This is a genomic window from Marinobacterium rhizophilum DSM 18822 (assembly GCF_000378045.1).
Lineage (GTDB): Bacteria > Pseudomonadota > Gammaproteobacteria > Pseudomonadales > Balneatricaceae > Marinobacterium_A > Marinobacterium_A rhizophilum.
The window spans coordinates 16,200-31,674 of sequence record NZ_KB899110.1; the positions used below are offsets into that span (position 1 = coordinate 16,200).

The 15,475-nt window shown below is 54.1% G+C and carries 9 protein-coding genes and 1 pseudogene; 4 read left to right on the plus strand and 6 right to left on the minus strand.

The window, feature by feature from the left end; all coding sequences use genetic code 11:
* Window positions 1-59: 59 nt before the first annotated feature.
* Together F451_RS0119865 and F451_RS0119870 are read left to right on the plus strand one after the other, a co-directional pair.
* A complete protein-coding gene (locus F451_RS0119865; RefSeq protein WP_020683169.1) occupies window positions 60-602 on the plus strand; it encodes a DinB family protein in 543 nt (180 codons plus the stop codon).
* Window positions 603-820: 218 nt separating this feature from the next.
* Window positions 821-1,654 (plus strand): AraC family transcriptional regulator, encoded by an 834-nt coding sequence (locus F451_RS0119870; RefSeq protein ID WP_026291917.1) that lies wholly within the window; start codon window positions 821-823, stop codon window positions 1,652-1,654.
* Here the strand turns inward: F451_RS0119870 and F451_RS0119875 are convergent.
* Window positions 1,640-2,233 carry a LysE family translocator gene (locus tag F451_RS0119875; RefSeq protein WP_026291918.1) on the minus strand — a complete coding sequence of 198 codons (594 nt, stop codon included), beginning with the start codon at window positions 2,231-2,233 and terminating at the stop codon, window positions 1,640-1,642. The two genes, F451_RS0119870 and F451_RS0119875, sit on opposite strands and share 15 nt — an antisense overlap.
* A 745-nt stretch (window positions 2,234-2,978) precedes the next feature.
* Between F451_RS0119875 and F451_RS0119880 the strand changes: the two genes are divergently transcribed.
* Together F451_RS0119880 and F451_RS26140 are read left to right on the plus strand one after the other, a co-directional pair.
* Window positions 2,979-3,260: a hypothetical protein gene (locus F451_RS0119880; RefSeq protein WP_020683173.1), complete on the plus strand. Its 282-nt coding sequence runs from the start codon at window positions 2,979-2,981 to the stop codon at window positions 3,258-3,260.
* Between the two features lie 56 nt (window positions 3,261-3,316).
* Window positions 3,317-3,775, plus strand: a pseudogene (locus F451_RS26140) (DinB family protein).
* 334 nt (window positions 3,776-4,109) lie between these two features.
* Here F451_RS26140 and F451_RS0119890 read toward each other — a convergent pair.
* The 5 genes from F451_RS0119890 to F451_RS26145 all read right to left on the minus strand — a co-directional run bounded on the left by F451_RS0119890 (window position 4,110) and on the right by F451_RS26145 (window position 15,100).
* Window positions 4,110-7,310: a type III restriction-modification system endonuclease gene (locus tag F451_RS0119890; RefSeq protein ID WP_020683176.1), complete on the minus strand. Its 3,201-nt coding sequence runs from the start codon at window positions 7,308-7,310 to the stop codon at window positions 4,110-4,112.
* 115 nt (window positions 7,311-7,425) lie between these two features.
* Window positions 7,426-9,084: an RNA-binding domain-containing protein gene (locus tag F451_RS0119895; protein WP_020683177.1), complete on the minus strand. Its 1,659-nt coding sequence runs from the start codon at window positions 9,082-9,084 to the stop codon at window positions 7,426-7,428.
* Between the two features lie 9 nt (window positions 9,085-9,093).
* Entirely contained in the window at window positions 9,094-10,980 is a 1,887-nt protein-coding gene (locus tag F451_RS0119900) for a site-specific DNA-methyltransferase (protein ID WP_020683178.1), read from the minus strand.
* A gap of 17 nt (window positions 10,981-10,997) precedes the next feature.
* On the minus strand, window positions 10,998-11,789 hold the full coding sequence (locus F451_RS0119905) for a DUF4391 domain-containing protein (RefSeq protein WP_020683179.1): 792 nt from the start codon (window positions 11,787-11,789) through the stop codon (window positions 10,998-11,000).
* Window positions 11,786-15,100, minus strand: a complete 3,315-nt coding sequence (locus F451_RS26145) for a helicase-related protein (protein ID WP_020683180.1) — start codon at window positions 15,098-15,100, stop codon at window positions 11,786-11,788. The genes F451_RS0119905 and F451_RS26145 overlap by 4 nt, the downstream gene beginning before the upstream one ends.
* Window positions 15,101-15,475: the final 375 nt, after the last annotated feature.

The following is a 15,475-nucleotide window of genomic DNA, read 5'->3' on the forward strand; positions in this document are numbered from 1 at the left end:
AAGCGGTAACCCGCCTGGCGTTCCAGCAACGCTGTTTATATAAATGACAAAGGATTCCCATGGCGCTCAAGCAACAGCTCGAATTACTGGCCGCGTACAATGCCTGGATGAACGCGAAGGTCTACGGGGCGGCGGCGCGCCTTGATGCGCAGGAGCTTGTCAGGGATCGCGGCGCCTTTTTTGGTTCCGTGCTCGGAACCCTGAATCACCTCGTTGTCGGCGATACGATCTGGCTGCAGCGGTTTGCGACGCACCCGGCATGCGGCCTTTCACTGCGCCAAGTGGTCGAACTGCCGGCGCCGGCATCCCTCGATCAGCAGCTGTTCGCAGACCTGCAAGCCCTGCAAACGCACAGAGCCTGGCTGGATGCGCAGATCACCCAATGGATCGCGGCGCTCACGGAAGGCGACCTGGAGCATGTGCTCCACTACCGCAACACCAGGGGCATTCCCGCCAACAAGCGCTACGCCAGCCTGCTGCTACACTTTTTCAATCATCAGACCCACCACCGGGGCCAGGTATCGACTTTGCTGTCCCAGGCAGGGGTGGATATCGGGGAGACGGATCTGTTGGCGTTAATCCCGGACGAAACGGCGGTCTGACTTTGGGGTTCGGTCCGGCTCCGTCGGATCATGCCCAGGATGCCGTTAGGTGAATAAAAACAGGTGACCCCTTTCCCGACGCTGGACCTGTACAACGGGGTCGTTCATCGTATTCGACGGCTGATCAGCTGTCTTGAACAGGGTGCAGGCCGAGATGGATGCGGGAATGGCGCTTCAGCATCAAGCCTGGAAACAAAACGCGCAGGTGTAATAGTGCAATGACAGACTCAAGCAACCCCCTGTTCTGGCGGGACTCGCGGATGCCGCATCTGGAGCTGCGAAAGGTGAGTGACGGACGCAAGGCCTGCTATGCGCCGCACAGCCATACACACTGGTCCCTGGGCGCTATCACCGAGGGCACGAGCACCTTTTGCTACCGTGATGACCAGCATCAGGTCGGTGCCGGGACCCTCGTGCTGATGAACCCGGACTGGGTCCACGCCTGCAATCCTATCGACAACCAGCCCTGGGCCTACTTGATGCTCTACGTCGACACCGGCTGGCTGACGCAGCTGCGCTACGAAGCCGGGCTGCTGGATGCGCCCCGCTGGCAGGATATCGCGACGGCCGTTATTACGGACGCCGGCTTGTATGAGGGTTACGTTCGCATGGTGGACAGTCTGCTGGACCCGCAGCGGGAGCTGCTGGAAAAGCAGACGCAAGTGGCCGCCTACCTGTCCAGCTTGATGCACGCGCTGGCCGGGCAAACGCTGCCGCCGCTGCCGAGGGCACCGGAAGTCCTGCAGGCAGTGGCGGCTCACCTGGACGAGCGTGCGACAGAGGACGTATCTTTGGATACCTTGTGTGATCGCTCCGGCCTCAGTCCGGGTCATCTCATCCGGGCTTTCAAGCAGCATTTTGGGCTCACGCCGCACGCTTATCAGATCAATCGTCGGATACAGTTCGGCCAGCAAGAGCTGAAAGGTGGCAGGCCTATAGTAGAGGCCGCGTTGAATGCGGGCTTTAACGACCAGCCGCATTTTCAGCGCACCTTCAAGCGGCTGGTTGCCGCGACGCCGGATCAGTACCGCAAGTCCCTAGTCAAGAAGTAGATAGGCACAGCTGGCCGCGAGCAATGCTGCCAGTACCCGGTTGAACGTTGTCAGTAGCGCCGGCCTGTCGAGGTACTGGCGCAGAAAGGCGCCGGCGTAGACCCAACTCCCCAGGGATAACCAGCAGATGGGTAAATAGAGCGCGGCGAATACCGTGAGCTGCCCCAGGTCGTGACCGCTGACGTATGCCCCGATGCCCGAGGCTGAAGCCAGCCAGGCCTTGGGATTGAGCCATTGCATCAAGGCGCCGGTCATGAAGCCCGGTGCCGTTCCGCTTTCTCCTTCCGGCAGACGGCCGTCGTCCCGGACCAGCCTGAAACTCAGGTAAAGCAAAAAGGCGATACCGCCCCAGCGCAGTGCCACGTCCAGTCCCGGCATGAGCGCCAGCACCGAATAGAGCCCAAGCCCCACGGCAACGAACAGGGCGATAAAGCCCAGGGTGGCGCCGGTGACGAAGACCAGCCCCCGGGCAATCGGGTAGCGGGTACCGCAGCTCAGGCACACCAGGTTTACGGGGCCCGGTGAAATGGATGCCGCCAGGGCAAAGGCCGACATCGGCAAAATCATGGAAAGGCTCATCGTCATACTCCTGGGTGATAATGGCCGAAGTGTGCAATGTCGGTTGTTCAAGATATTGAAGAAAATTGCGGTGCTGCCACGGATCCGCGCGTCGACACACAAAGGCCGCCAGCGAGCGGAGGCTGGGGAATACCGGTAACCGTTGCGGGAACTCGCCGTGGATGAAGGTGCAGAAGCGACTGGCGGGGCTGCACCCTTGCGGGGGAGCCGTAAGGGGAAGCGGCGGGCAGGGGACGAGCTGACTCTTTCCCTCGTTGGTGACATAGCTTCGAGCACTGTAGGAGCCGCGCCCCGCGGCGAAGCTTGCGGTCCAGGCTCCAGGTGGCGGGCAGTCCCTGTGTCGGACGCGCCCGAGTGATTTGATGGTTCGTATTGCGCCTTGCTGGCGCGTCACTTTCTTTGCACGTGCAAAAAAGTAACCAAGGCTCTTTACTTTGAAGACTGCGCCCTCACGTTATTTTCAGTACGGAATCAGCGGCTTTTGTAGGGTGCTAATGAGCCTGCGAATTGCACCGTGCGGCGGTCGCTGCTAATTTTCGATGAGATTTAGATGATAGTGTTTGAGCCTGTGCAGGCTGGGGTATCGGAGCGATTTAATGGCTCGTGTTGCGCCTTGCTGGCGCGTTACTTTCTTTGCACGCGCAAAGCAAGTAACCAAGGCTTTTTACCTTGAAGATTGCGCCCCCGATGAAGCATTTTCGCTGCGCTCTGAGCCCATGCGGCGGGCTCCGCTGACGGTAGATCCATGTACCGCATCGGAAGAACAAGCGCCCAACGCGACGAGATGCTGCAGCAGATCTGCGAACAGATACAGCTGCCGCTGATTAGGGTGCCGGCGCGCAAAGCATACAAACTGGCTGGCGTTGAAGCCCACCTGGAGCCGTTGCGGGATCTCGCCGCGCCGGATGGCCAAGAGCCGGACGGTGTGAGCACACCACTGCGGGCACGCGGGATGATAGCGGCTGGGCGGCAGGGGTGTGAGAGGCGTTCGCCGTGCCGTACTTGGGTCGTGATGGGGCTGTCCTGAAGTAGTCACCAGGTTAATTTTGCAGCAATTATGCAAGTGCATGAAAAGGGGTTCCCGTGGCGCTCAAGCAACAGCTCGAATTACTGGCCGCGTACAATGCCTGGATGAATGCGAAGGTCTACGAGGCGGCGGCGCGTCTTGATGAACAGGAGCTCGCCAGGGATCGTGGTGCCTTTTTCGGCTCTGTGCTCGGAACCCTGAATCACCTCGTTGCCGGCGATACCATCTGGCTGCAGCGGTTTTCGACGCACCCGGCATGCGGGGGGGCACTGCGCTAAGTGGCCGATCTGCCGGCGCCAGCATCGCTCGATCAGCAGTTGTTCGCAGATCTGCAAGCTCTGACAACGCACAGAGCCTGGCTGGATGCGCAGATTATCCAATGGATCGCGGCGCTCACGGAAAGCGACCTGGAGCATGTGCTCCACTACCGCAACACCAAGGGCATTCCGGCCACCAAGCGCTATGCCAGCCTGCTGCTCCACTTTTTCAATCACCAGACCCACCACCGGGGCTAGGTTTCGACCTTGCTGCATCAGGCCGGGGAGGACATCGGGGTGACGGATCTGCTGGCGTTGATTCCGGATGAGGCGGTGATATGACTTTGCGGTTCGGTATGGATGGAGGCAGGCGTAGGCAAGGACGTTTGGCTGGCACTGCCCCTGTATCGACCGAGAATGTCTGATCGTACGATGACCTCAATGCTCGCTTGTACCTGTTTTGGCGACTCTCCATGATATTGAGTGAGGTATTCAAGTGAGGCTGGACGAGGCTGGACTGCTGTCTGGGAGAAAGGTACCCACTAAAATCTAGTGGGTACCTTTCTTTAGTCGCGTCGCAGAATCTACCTGCTTACGCCGGCATCGCCTTACCAACAACATCCATCAGCTTGGCGTAGTCGGTGACAACGTCATATTTCACCTTGTCCTGAGTGATCTGCTGGCTGATCTCATCAAAGAACTTTCTCGCGCATTCGATTTTGGTTTTTTCGATCTCGCGCAGCTTCATTGATGACATCGTGCCTTTCGTCTCGGCAACAAAGTAGATATGGCGCACGCTGCCATTGCGGAAAGAGATCGCCCAATCTGGGTTGTAGTCGCCAACCGGGGTGGGGATCAAGAAACCGCGTGGAAGTTTTGCGTAGACCACGACTTCGTTACTGGTATCCAGCTCTTTTACGAACTCACGTTCCACCGCTGAATCGGTGATGGCGTAGTCATATACATGGTTCTTCAACTTGGCAGAAGCGCGTGAGAAGTCTTGGCCGGTCTGGTTGGCCATGAAGATATCGACATCATAGCGTTCGTCTACTTCGTCATAGGCCAGGCGCTCAATGACCATGGCCGCTTTTTGCTCGGTAATTAGTCGGCTGGCTTCCGCTATGAAGTGCTCCGGGTTTTGCTGGAACTGCTTGAAAACCACTGGCTGAATTCCTTTAAGTATCGCTGCTGCTGTTTTGCGGGTCAGTTGGGTGTTTTCTGCCACCTTACCCAACAGGTCGTATTTGACCATTGAGTGAATGGAGTCACCGTACTCTGTAACGGTGTCTTCAACCTTAAAGCCGTCTCCAGTGCGAAGCTGCTCGTCAGTGAGCCCGTCCAGCTGAATGCCCTTGCGCACTGTGTATTGCAGGGGCGTTACCCGCAGCTCTGTATTCAGCGCACTGCTGCACTTGCGGACCAGTTCGTCAGAATCAAAGTCGACCTTGTAAACCGCTTTGCGATTGATTCGCTCCCAGAGTGCCCGAAACTCCTGCTTATTGAAGTTGGCATTGAGCGGGTTAGTTTTCGGCTTGCGGCCGTCATCCACTTTGGGCAACTGCGCATCGCTGAAGACATGATCGATCAGCTCGAATATTTGATCAGCATAGGGTTTAAGATCGTCTGGCAACGCTGCCAGGGTGCCATCTTCCTTGGCCTCGTGGTAAAGGTCAGCGATATGATCCGCATCGTCGGTGTAATCATTCTTCAGCAGATAGCGGTAGATCTGCTTGGCCATGACGGCAGTGACTTCAACATCGCCGTCTTTGGTATTCAGTACCTTGCCGGTAAAGTAGTCTTCATTGGCCTGGTGTGGGCGCGCGGTCAATGTCTCTGCAATTTCCTGCTGCAGGCCAGCCACAAAGTCCTTGTAGCTCTCGCTGGCAATCACCGTCAGTACGTTGATGTCATGTACCACGGCAGGGTGATCCATACGATCACCATGCTGATCTACTGACAGACGCAGGCCGCGCCCGACTTCCTGGCGGCGTGAAATGGTGTTGTCACTGTGCTTGAGCATGCACATGACGAACACATTGGGGTTATCCCAGCCTTCACGCAAAGCAGAGTGTGAGAAGATAAATCTCACTTTTCGCTTTGCACTTGTTTCCGGGTCATCTTTCTTACTGTGAAACGCCAAAAGGCTCTCTTTGTCTTTCAGGATCAGGTCATAAGCATCCACGTCTTGCGAAATGGCAATCTTCTTACCTGTTTCAGAGTCTTTTTCTTGCTTAATCGCCCCCTCAATCTGACGGCCAGTTTTCTTGTCGATGGAGAAATAGCCGTTATGGGTTTCCTTCGCATCGATTTTATCCAAATATTCGCGGTAGGCTTCATTATCGATTGCCAGTTCAGAAAGATACTCATCCTTTAGCAACTGGTACTCTTCCTCAAAGATGCGCGCATATTCACCTTTTTCATCGTCCTGGGCGTAGTCACGGTATTTGGCCACTTCGTCGATGAAGAATAGCGACAACACCTTGATTCCTTGAGCAAAGAGCTGCTTTTCCCGGTCCAGGTGGGCCTTGATGGTCTCGCGGATCTGGATACGGCGTACATCTTGCTCGGAGACATCACCGTTCGCCTCACCGGCCTTCAGCACAATGCCATTGGTGAACTCGACGGTATCGTTGTTGTAGTCGATCTGGCTGATCGTGAAGCCATCCCGGTACTGGTCTAGCTGGCCGGAGGCGTCATAGAGATTTCTGCCAAACTCAATGCGTCGAAGCGCTCGCTTGATTTCGCCACTCTGCAGTTTTACTTCAAGCTCGATCCGGGCCACGGGAGCTTTCTTCGATATATCGATCCCTTCCAAGTACAGGTAAGCGTTGGTTCCGGCCAATCCCCGTGTCTGGATGCCTCGTACAGCAATCTTCTTTACCAGTTTCTGGTTGTAGGCATCCAGAGCGTCCAGCCGGTGTATGCGATTGTGCTGGGTCTTGTGGGTGGCGGAGTAGCGCAGGATCATCAGCGGTTTGAACTGAGGCAAAGCTTCTTGAGTAGCCTTACCTTCCATTTTCTGGGGTTCGTCCAGAATGAGGATCGGTTTATTGGCGGCAATTACGTCAATAGGCTTGCGTGACTGGAAGTCATCTAGGCCCACCAGTTCAGTTTCGCCATTTAGTTTGATGGCAGGCGTGCCATAAATTCGCCGGTTGTCAGCTCCTCGAGAAGCAAATGCCTGAATGTTCATCACCATCACGTTGATCCCGGCATCCGACGAAAAGCTTTCCAGCTCATGCAGGCGCTTGGAGTTGTAGATAAAGAAACGGGCCTTCTTGCCGTAGCCTTCGGTGAAGTGGTCGGCGGTTATCTGCAGCGACTTGTACACGCCTTCACGGATAGCGACAGAAGGCACCATGATGATGAACTTGCTCCAACCATAGCGCTTGTTCATCTCAAAAATGGTCTTAATGTAGCAATAGGTCTTGCCGGTACCGGTTTCCATCTCAACATCGAGATGCAGCTTTGTCGCTGCCAGCGCCTGTTTTCTGTAGTCCGCCTTGACCGGAACCCGGTTGCCTTTGCTGTCGAAGGTGGTGAAGTCGATCAAAGCCTGGGACACAGGCAGATTCTGGTGGCGTTGTACTTTCTGGATGTTTTCCAGCACTTGGGCTTCAGTCAGCGCTAGGTCCGTGTTCTTGAAACCCTCTTCGTAAGCGCTCGTCTGTTTCTTGCTGCCCGGATCAATGCGATAGGTAATGCCATCCTGTTTGGGTTGTCCGGCAAAACACTCCACCACGGACTCAACAGCATTGGTCTGGTAGGCCTGGGTCTTGAATTTGAGCTTCATGGCATTCCTTTCTGCAGTCTTTCTGCATTTCTTTCTGCAAAAACTCTCTCTGTATTTTTGCAGAAAGATCTAACTGTTTGTTATCTATGATGTTTTTGTTATGCTACTGTCTTTTTCATTCTGCAAGCGTCCATAGAGGCTTGCCACGGGAGCCTACATTACGAATGCGCCCATGGCGTCGAAGCTTGGTCAGCAAGTTGCCGATTTTGTTACGTTTTTGCTCTGCCGACAGCCCATCACTCAGCTTATCCATCAACAACTTGTCGATCTCGTCCCTGCTGGCCTGGCCAAACTTTTGCAGATAGTCCGTCAGTAGCTTGGCGTAGAACTCATCATCCTGGGCGCGAGTGCGGATGTAGTCGGCCTTGTCTGACGTTGCCTTGGCGACCTTCGCTGAGACATACAGGTTTGGCTTGCGGCCCTCGATCAGGCCGGTGCGCCGTAGCCGGGTTACGGCCTCATCGGGAATCGGTAGTTTTTTCTGCACGCGGTCCAGTGCCAGAATATCGGCCAGCGGGAGGTCTGTTTTCTGGATGAGCAAGCGGCTGTATGCAGGATCAACCACCCCGCCGTAGATGGTCAGTTTTACCGCCCCCGTTTCGTTCAGGTCATAGTCCGGCATGGGAAAATAGCGTTTAGCCTGGCGTGCATACATGTCGTGAATTCCGTACCCCATGGTGTCGATCATGTTGAGCTCTGCCATAGCCTGAGCCAGGAAGGGGTTCCTGTAACGGCGCGGGACCCGGTTGCCTTCCAGGTAGTCGCCGGGCTCTCCTTCAAAAAAGATGCCTTCGTTCTCGAAGATCAACCGATCAGGCTGCTCGACGACGATAACACGGGCATTACGGGTGTAGTCCTGATGCGCAATGCAGTTGTGCAGGGCTTCCAGTACGATCTTCTGGTCGTACTTGGAGACTTCGATAGGAAGCAGCTCATCCTGTGGTAGCAGGCGCAACTGGATGTTGCGAATGCGCTGATAAAGTTGAGAAGTGTTCAGTAGCAGGGGCAATGAAAAGTGCTCATAGGCCCGCTCCGGCCCTTCCAGCTTCCAGGTCATCTGGGCCGGGTGGGGGGACAACTTCCAGGCCGACTCCGCTTTGCCCAACAACAAAAGCGCAGCGCGGGTGATGTGACCGTTTTGAGTGATACGGGCGCGATCCAGGAAAGTGGTTAGCGGCCAGCTCTCTACTTCTTCCGCAGTGAAGCGGTTGGCGTATTTCTGTGCAAAGGCTTCCCGCGCCTTGCGCAGTGCCGCCGGATCGAGATCATCCAGCGTTGCATTCGGTACCAGCTGGGCACTCCAGTCCTCAGCGAAGGTTTGCTGTCGGATCTCATCCTGCTTACCGAGTCCCAAGGGTGTGAGACTCTCTCCCGCTCGGGCGTAGTAGTGTCCCTTCCACGAGATCGGGATACCACGCGGGGCTGCCGGTATTTCAAACAGTACCACACGGCCTGCAGGGTCTTGCAGAACATGGATATTGCGAAAGGTCACGCTGGGCTCGGTGCATTGGGCAATCTGTTGCTTCAGCCCGTGCAGGCGTTCAGGTGCCTCGCGGTAGCGGGTGCCCGCGATACTGCGTGTCTTGTTGTTAATGCCAAATATCAGCCAGGCACTTTCCATCCCCCTCAGGTTGGCTTCGTTACTCAGCGCAGAGAAGTACTCACCAATCTTGTCGGTTTTGTAGTCTTCATCAGCCTGCTTGAACTCCACCACCTCGTTTTCCCAGGTGCTGATCAGTTGCTCCAGCAGGGCGCTTAGCTTGGTTGGCTGCATGCGCTGACCTCAAATCGCCTTGACTTCAGTGGTGGGTGAAAGCTGGCGGAAGATCTGCTCGACATTGATCTTCACTGCGTCCGACTCGAAGCCGTGATCACGGAACACTACGCGCAGCGGCTCGGACCTGGCCAGTTCCTTGACCAGCGTTTCGCTGACACCCTGGTCGAAGCAGGCCACCAGTGCATTTTCATCGACAAAGAAGATGGTCTTGTCCTGAATCGTTTCGCGGCGAATCGGCAGGGTCAGGTCCACACCCCAGTCAATCAGTACCTGGAACAACAGGTCTTCCGCAGTGCGGTCCGGTTTGACATTATCAACGGCATCCAGCAGGTCGCCTTGAGTGAGCTGATCAGGGCGGTAGTACACATCTTTCATATTTGAGGTATCTACCTTGAGCACTCGGAAACCGAAATCTCCGCCATCATCTTCTTGGTCACATTGGCTTTTTCCTGCCCGCCGAATGCGTTCTTTTGAAATTTCTGCAATTGTTTCAAATCCAGCCTTTCGTGCTGCTGACTCCTTCGGTGTCTCTTCGGGTATTTGAGCAAGAATAAACTTTACATGATCACGAATGGGTTTAGGCAAGCTGAAACATGCCTCTGCGGTAGTTGCACTTCCTGCAAAGAAATCGAGCACTATTGCATTAGGATCGTTTGAAGTGGCAATTTGGATGAATTGTCGAATAAGTCGTACCGGTTTGGGAAATTGAACAACAACAGCCTCGGGGAAATGGTTGCTCAAATCTGAAGTTCCATGCTGGGTATAAATTCCGTCGATTACACTGAAAGCCTTTTCGCCACGCTCGACACCGTTCTCGTCACGCAGGTATTGCTTATAATTTAAAGTTGTCTTTCCATTGTTACGTACAACTATTACATGGTTTTTTTTGAGAGCTTCCTCTACACGCTCTTTTCCCCATAACCATTGGCGTTGTGGTCGAATAATTTCTCCAGTTTCAAGTTTTATGTCATACACAAGATTTGGACGTGCATCCATACTCTTTGTCGCTTCAAGAGGCTTTAAACGGTATGGACCCCGTATAGGGAAGTACTCATCTTTACCCTTGTAATAGCGATCTACCTTCTGCGGGTCATATGGTAAAGAAAACGGTTGGAAGTTTTCTTTACTCTTGGCATACATAAGGATATATTCATGCTGCGTAACGGCGTACTTTTCCTTTGGCCCACCACCGTAGCTCTTTTTCCAAACAAAACACTCGATAAAATTAGAACGTCCAAAAATCTCATCGCATAGTAAACGAAGGGGAGATTGCTCGTTATCATCGATACTGATGAAGATCATACCACCTTCTGACATCAGTGAGCGCGCTATTTTAAGACGTGGGTACATCATTGAGAGCCAGTCTGAATGGAATCGACCATTTGAGTCAGTATTTGCAATAAGACGATTTCCATATTCGTCTTTTTGCATTGATTTCAACATAAACTCGTCCGAGCCTTCTGCAAAATCATCATCATATACGAAGTCAGCACCGGTATTATATGGCGGGTCAATATAGATGATTTTGACTTGGCCTAAATAGGACTCCTGAAGAAGCTTTAAAACTTCAAGGTTATCCCCCTCTATAAATAAATTTTTCGTTGTATCAAAGCTTTCACTCTCTTCCCGGTAGGGGCGTAGAGTTTTTGCTATTGGACCATTCGCAATAGCTAGTGCTTCCCGCTTACCCGGCCAGTCCAGCCGATACCGCTCCTGTGGCCCTTCCACTATATGGTCACTAAGTTCTTGTTTTAGCTGGTCAAAATCGACAGTCAGGCGCAGTTCGCCGGTCGATTCATCCCGCGCTTCCGTTACGCAGCCGGGGAACAGCTCGCGAATCCTGGCGATATTATCCTGACTCAAGTCAGGGCTGTGCATTTTCAATTTGTCCATTATGACTCTCTAAACACTCAGTGGCTCACAATCGCGGGCTGCCTGGCCTGCAGCCGCGCCAACTGTTGTTTGGCTTCACGCAGCTCGCTGTTGATGGCGACGCGCCTGTTAAATTGTTTCTCGCGCTTCAACCGCGATTGAATTTGGTCGATCTCTTTCTGTTTGGCGTCAATGGCTTCCGCCAGAGCGATCCGCTGTTCTAACGAAACTGCTGACCGATCGTTGTTGTATTGGGGGCTTGGTTTGATGTCCCTCTGGCCAGAGATGTCATAGTTAGCGGGCGCATCCTGAACACCTTCGAGTGTCGGTGGTACGGTCTGTACACTGTTGCTTGCATCGACCAACGGGGTCAGCAGCTGCTCATAGAGCACCGATAAATTCAGTGCCATTGGCAATGGCTCGCGCTGCGCATCTTCCGGTTGCCAGCCGCTCTCAAAGTAGCGCCCCACTACCCAGCGGTTGCCGTCCGTTTCATGAGGGCGCTTATAGGCAGCCGCCAGCCTCACTTGGCCGCGGTAGGATAACTCAAACAGGAGGGGAAAGGGGATCGCCTTGTCGATGGCTTGAAGCACCTTGTCATCAAGCCCTGAGGTTTTCAGCTTGATCTGAAACACCTGGATCTCGCTGACCGATCTCGTCGCCGGGATGTTGATAGTTTCCGGGGCCAGCTTGTAGGCCCAGGTTATCTGATCAACGTCCTGTACGAACAGATCTTTGAGTGCCGTTTTGGCATCTGCATGGTCGTAGATCTTGCGTTTGGGGATAGCGCGGCCAAAGGCAGCGGCTTTGGGCCAGGCTAAGAGTTTCATTCCGTGGCACCTGTGCTGCTGTGTTCATTGACGCTCTCAGTGGTTCTCTCAAGTGCTCTCTCGACTACCAAGAAGGCAATCAGCTCGAAGTCATCCAGACCTTTGATGGTAGTGGTCAGTGCAGTGGTACGGCCACCACTGAACAGGCTGTCGATATCATTTTCTTCCTTCACTTCGATCATGGAACGAATCACTTCACTCAACAGATCGGAGTAGGCATCCATCTGGCGGCCATCCTGGGTGCGCTCGTTGAAGGTGCGGTATACGGCCTGAACGGTCTCTGATTTGCCTTTGCAGCTGGACCGGATCAGATCCAGAAGGCGCTTAACCTCGGTATGATCCGCGACAATCTCGCCATCTTCTGCGATATACACCAAATAATAGGGGTGCAATCGGTTCTGCTGGTTGACGTTGACACTATCGTGGATGTTTCTCAGTGCGAAGATAACGCCAGGCTGTAAACCCCTGTCCGGCTGGGCGGGCACCACGGCGTGCATGCCCAAAGGCATCGAATCCAGCTCGCCATGCTCCTTGACGTAGTTGAGCAGGTCCATGCGAAAGTCATTCAACCCCAGGTCGGTAATGGATATACCGGCTTTAACGTCTTCCAGCTCGATGACGTCGTCCTGCAGCCGCTTGAGTTGTTCCTTGCGGTAGGCGATATCGCTGGATTTGGCGGTTAGCACGTTATCGTCACCGGTGGCGGTGATATCGGTGATCACCATGCGGTTTTCGACGCGCTCTTTGAGGTTGATGTATTCATCCAGGGTGATATCGGGCCAGTAGTTGACCAGCTGGATCTGGCTGTTGGGCGAGCCGATACGGTCGATACGGCCAAAGCGCTGGATGATGCGCACCGGGTTCCAGTGGATGTCATAGTTGATCAGGTAGTCGCAGTCCTGCAGGTTCTGGCCTTCAGAGATGCAGTCTGTGCCAATCAGTATGTCCAGCTCCGCTGTTTCGTTCGGCAGGGCTATGGCCTTTTCCTTGGAACGGGGCGAAAATAGCGTCAACAGACTTTGGTAGTCATAGGCTTTCTTCAGCGTGGATTTAGGGGCATCAGAGCCGGTCACCTTACCCATGTTGAGGTCCAGTTGATTTGCCAGTGAAGCCAGGTTTTCGTAGAGATAATGGGCGGTATCCGCAAACGCTGTGAAGATCAGCACCTTTCGATTGCCTGGATTAATAGGCTGTTCGATTTTCTGGCGGATCTGTTGCAGCAGGTGCTGCAGCTTGGCATCGTCTTCTGGTGTGACCTTGTTGATCGTTTCCAATAAAGCGTTGATCAGCTCCAGGTCGGTTGAGAGTTCGTGCCGCCATGAGGGCAGGTCCATATCGGCCAGGCTGATCTTGATCTTCTTGCCAACGGTGAAATCATTGAGACCGGATAGGTCCTCGTCGTCCGGGTCGAAGGCGCTGAAGTCGGCCAGGTCTTCACTTATGTCGCTGCTGAGCCCGCTGCGTTCAAAGGTATCAATTGCCTCCAAGGTGCGCAGGATGTTGCTCTGCAGGACGCCCAGGGTCTTTCTGAAGGCGAAAATGGAGCTCTCTAGTCGTTTGAGCAAGTTGGTGGTCATCAAGGCTTGCAGGCTACGTTCACGGTCTGCTTGTCTCAGCTTGCCTCTGCCGCCTTCCACCTGGGTGTCGTACATCTCTTCGTACTTGCGCAATCGGCTTGGTAGGATGTAGCTGATCGGCGCATAGACCGCTAGTTTGAGCAAGGAAAGTTGGCCAAAAATCGTATTCAGATCTGAGACGTCGTCCCGATTGGTGATTGGGCAATGGAACGATAGTGGCTTACGGCGCTCCGGGAATGGACCAATATCGCTGGTGTCGTAAAAGGTTTGAATATGCCTGCGCGAGCGGGCAATGGTTACGGCGTCCAGCAGCTCGAAGAAGTCGAAGTCCAGGGCCTTCAGAATGGATGCTGCGGTGCGCTCTTCAGGCGGCAAGGCGGACCATTCGTTGAAGACCTTTTGCGCCCTGCGGAAGATCTCTTCCACGCTGGTATTGGCCTTGAGATGTTGCCCAAGTGCATCAGAGTCCCCTTCATACGCCAGAGCCAGCTGGTTACGCAAATCGGCAAAGCGGTTATTGACTGGGGTGGCCGACAGCATCAGTACCTTGGTTTTGACGCCAGCCTGAATCACCTTGTGCATCAGCTTCTGATAGCGGGTTTCCCGATCGCGATAGACATCATTGTTGCGGAAGTTGTGGGACTCATCGATGACTACCAGGTCGTAGTTGCCCCAGTTCACCCGGTTGATCGGGATGCCAAAGGATTCGCCAGAGGTGCGCGACAGATCGGTATGGCAGAGCACGTCATAGTTGAAACGGTCTTTGGCGAAAATGTTGGTGGTCAGGTTGCTGTTGTAGTTACGCCAGTTGTCCGCCAGCTTTTTGGGGCAGAGCACCAGCACTGCCCGGTTGCGTAGCTCGTAGTACTTGATGACAGCGAGGGCAGTGAAGGTCTTACCCAGGCCCACGCTGTCAGCCAAGATACAGCCATTATGAGTTTCCAGCTTGTTGATAATTCCGGTAGTGGCGTCTTTCTGGTAGTTGAACAGCTTGTTCCATACCAGGGTGTCGCGATATCCGGTGAGGTCCTTGGGCAGCACATCTTCGTCAACGTCTTCCAGGAAGTCATGGAAGATGTTGTAGAGCATGGTGAAGTAGATACGCTCTGGCGAATTTTCCTGGTACACGGACTCGATATGGTCGCAAATAGCGGCCGTTACATCCTGAACCTTCTCTGGGTCGGACCAGATCTGATCGAACAGTTGCAGGTACATTTTTGCGTGTGCCGGATCATCCATTCTGTTGACGAAATTGGATACGGCGTCACTCTGCTGATAGCCTAGGTCCACTGCGGTGAAGCCATTGACCGGCATGTAGGCGGTGCCTTCACCTTGGTGCTCGACATGCACGAAGGGCTGCATGGGGGCCTTGGTTTTGTTGGAGCGGAAGGTGGCTTTTTTGCGTATCCAGGCGGCGCATTCCCGTGCTACTGCCCGTTGTGTGAGCTTGTTGCGCAGCTGGATCTCGAATTCAGTGCCATAGAGTCCAGTTTCTCTTTGGGTCTTGGGGATGAAGAACTCGCGGCGCTCCTTCTTCATGCGATCCGTCACTTCGTTCGGGACGAAGGTGGGGGCGGTGAAGATGAATTCCAGGCTGTCGATATTTGAAAGCTCGGATTTCAGGGCCTCAAAGGCATAGATCGAGAAACAGGAGGCTGCAATTTTCAGCCTGGATCCCGGTGTGACTGCTTCCTTCAGATCGTCACCGAGCAAACGGTTGATGTTGTCGATCATCTCCAAAATCGGCCCTCCTATGGGCATGCCAGCTTGGCTCTACACTTCAACGGCGGGAGCTCTCGGACTTACCTGTTCATGGCATACGTGTGGTGCTATTACTCGTCGATCGCCAGATTGGTAGTGCCCTGAGTTCTCCCAGGTGGTGCAAGGAAATCGGTTTTTTCGGGCAGCACGGCAGACTTCAGAATGTCACGTACCTCTGGCCGCAGGGTCATGCCTTTTGCCCTTCAGATTAGAGACTAAAGTAAAAGACTTGGCCCTGCTATTCTTGAGTCCGGAAGACTTTAAGTACCGCGAAGTCGCGTAACACCATGGCCATGACTGCTGGATAAAATCATAGCCAATAGCCAATAGCCAATAGCCAATAGCCAA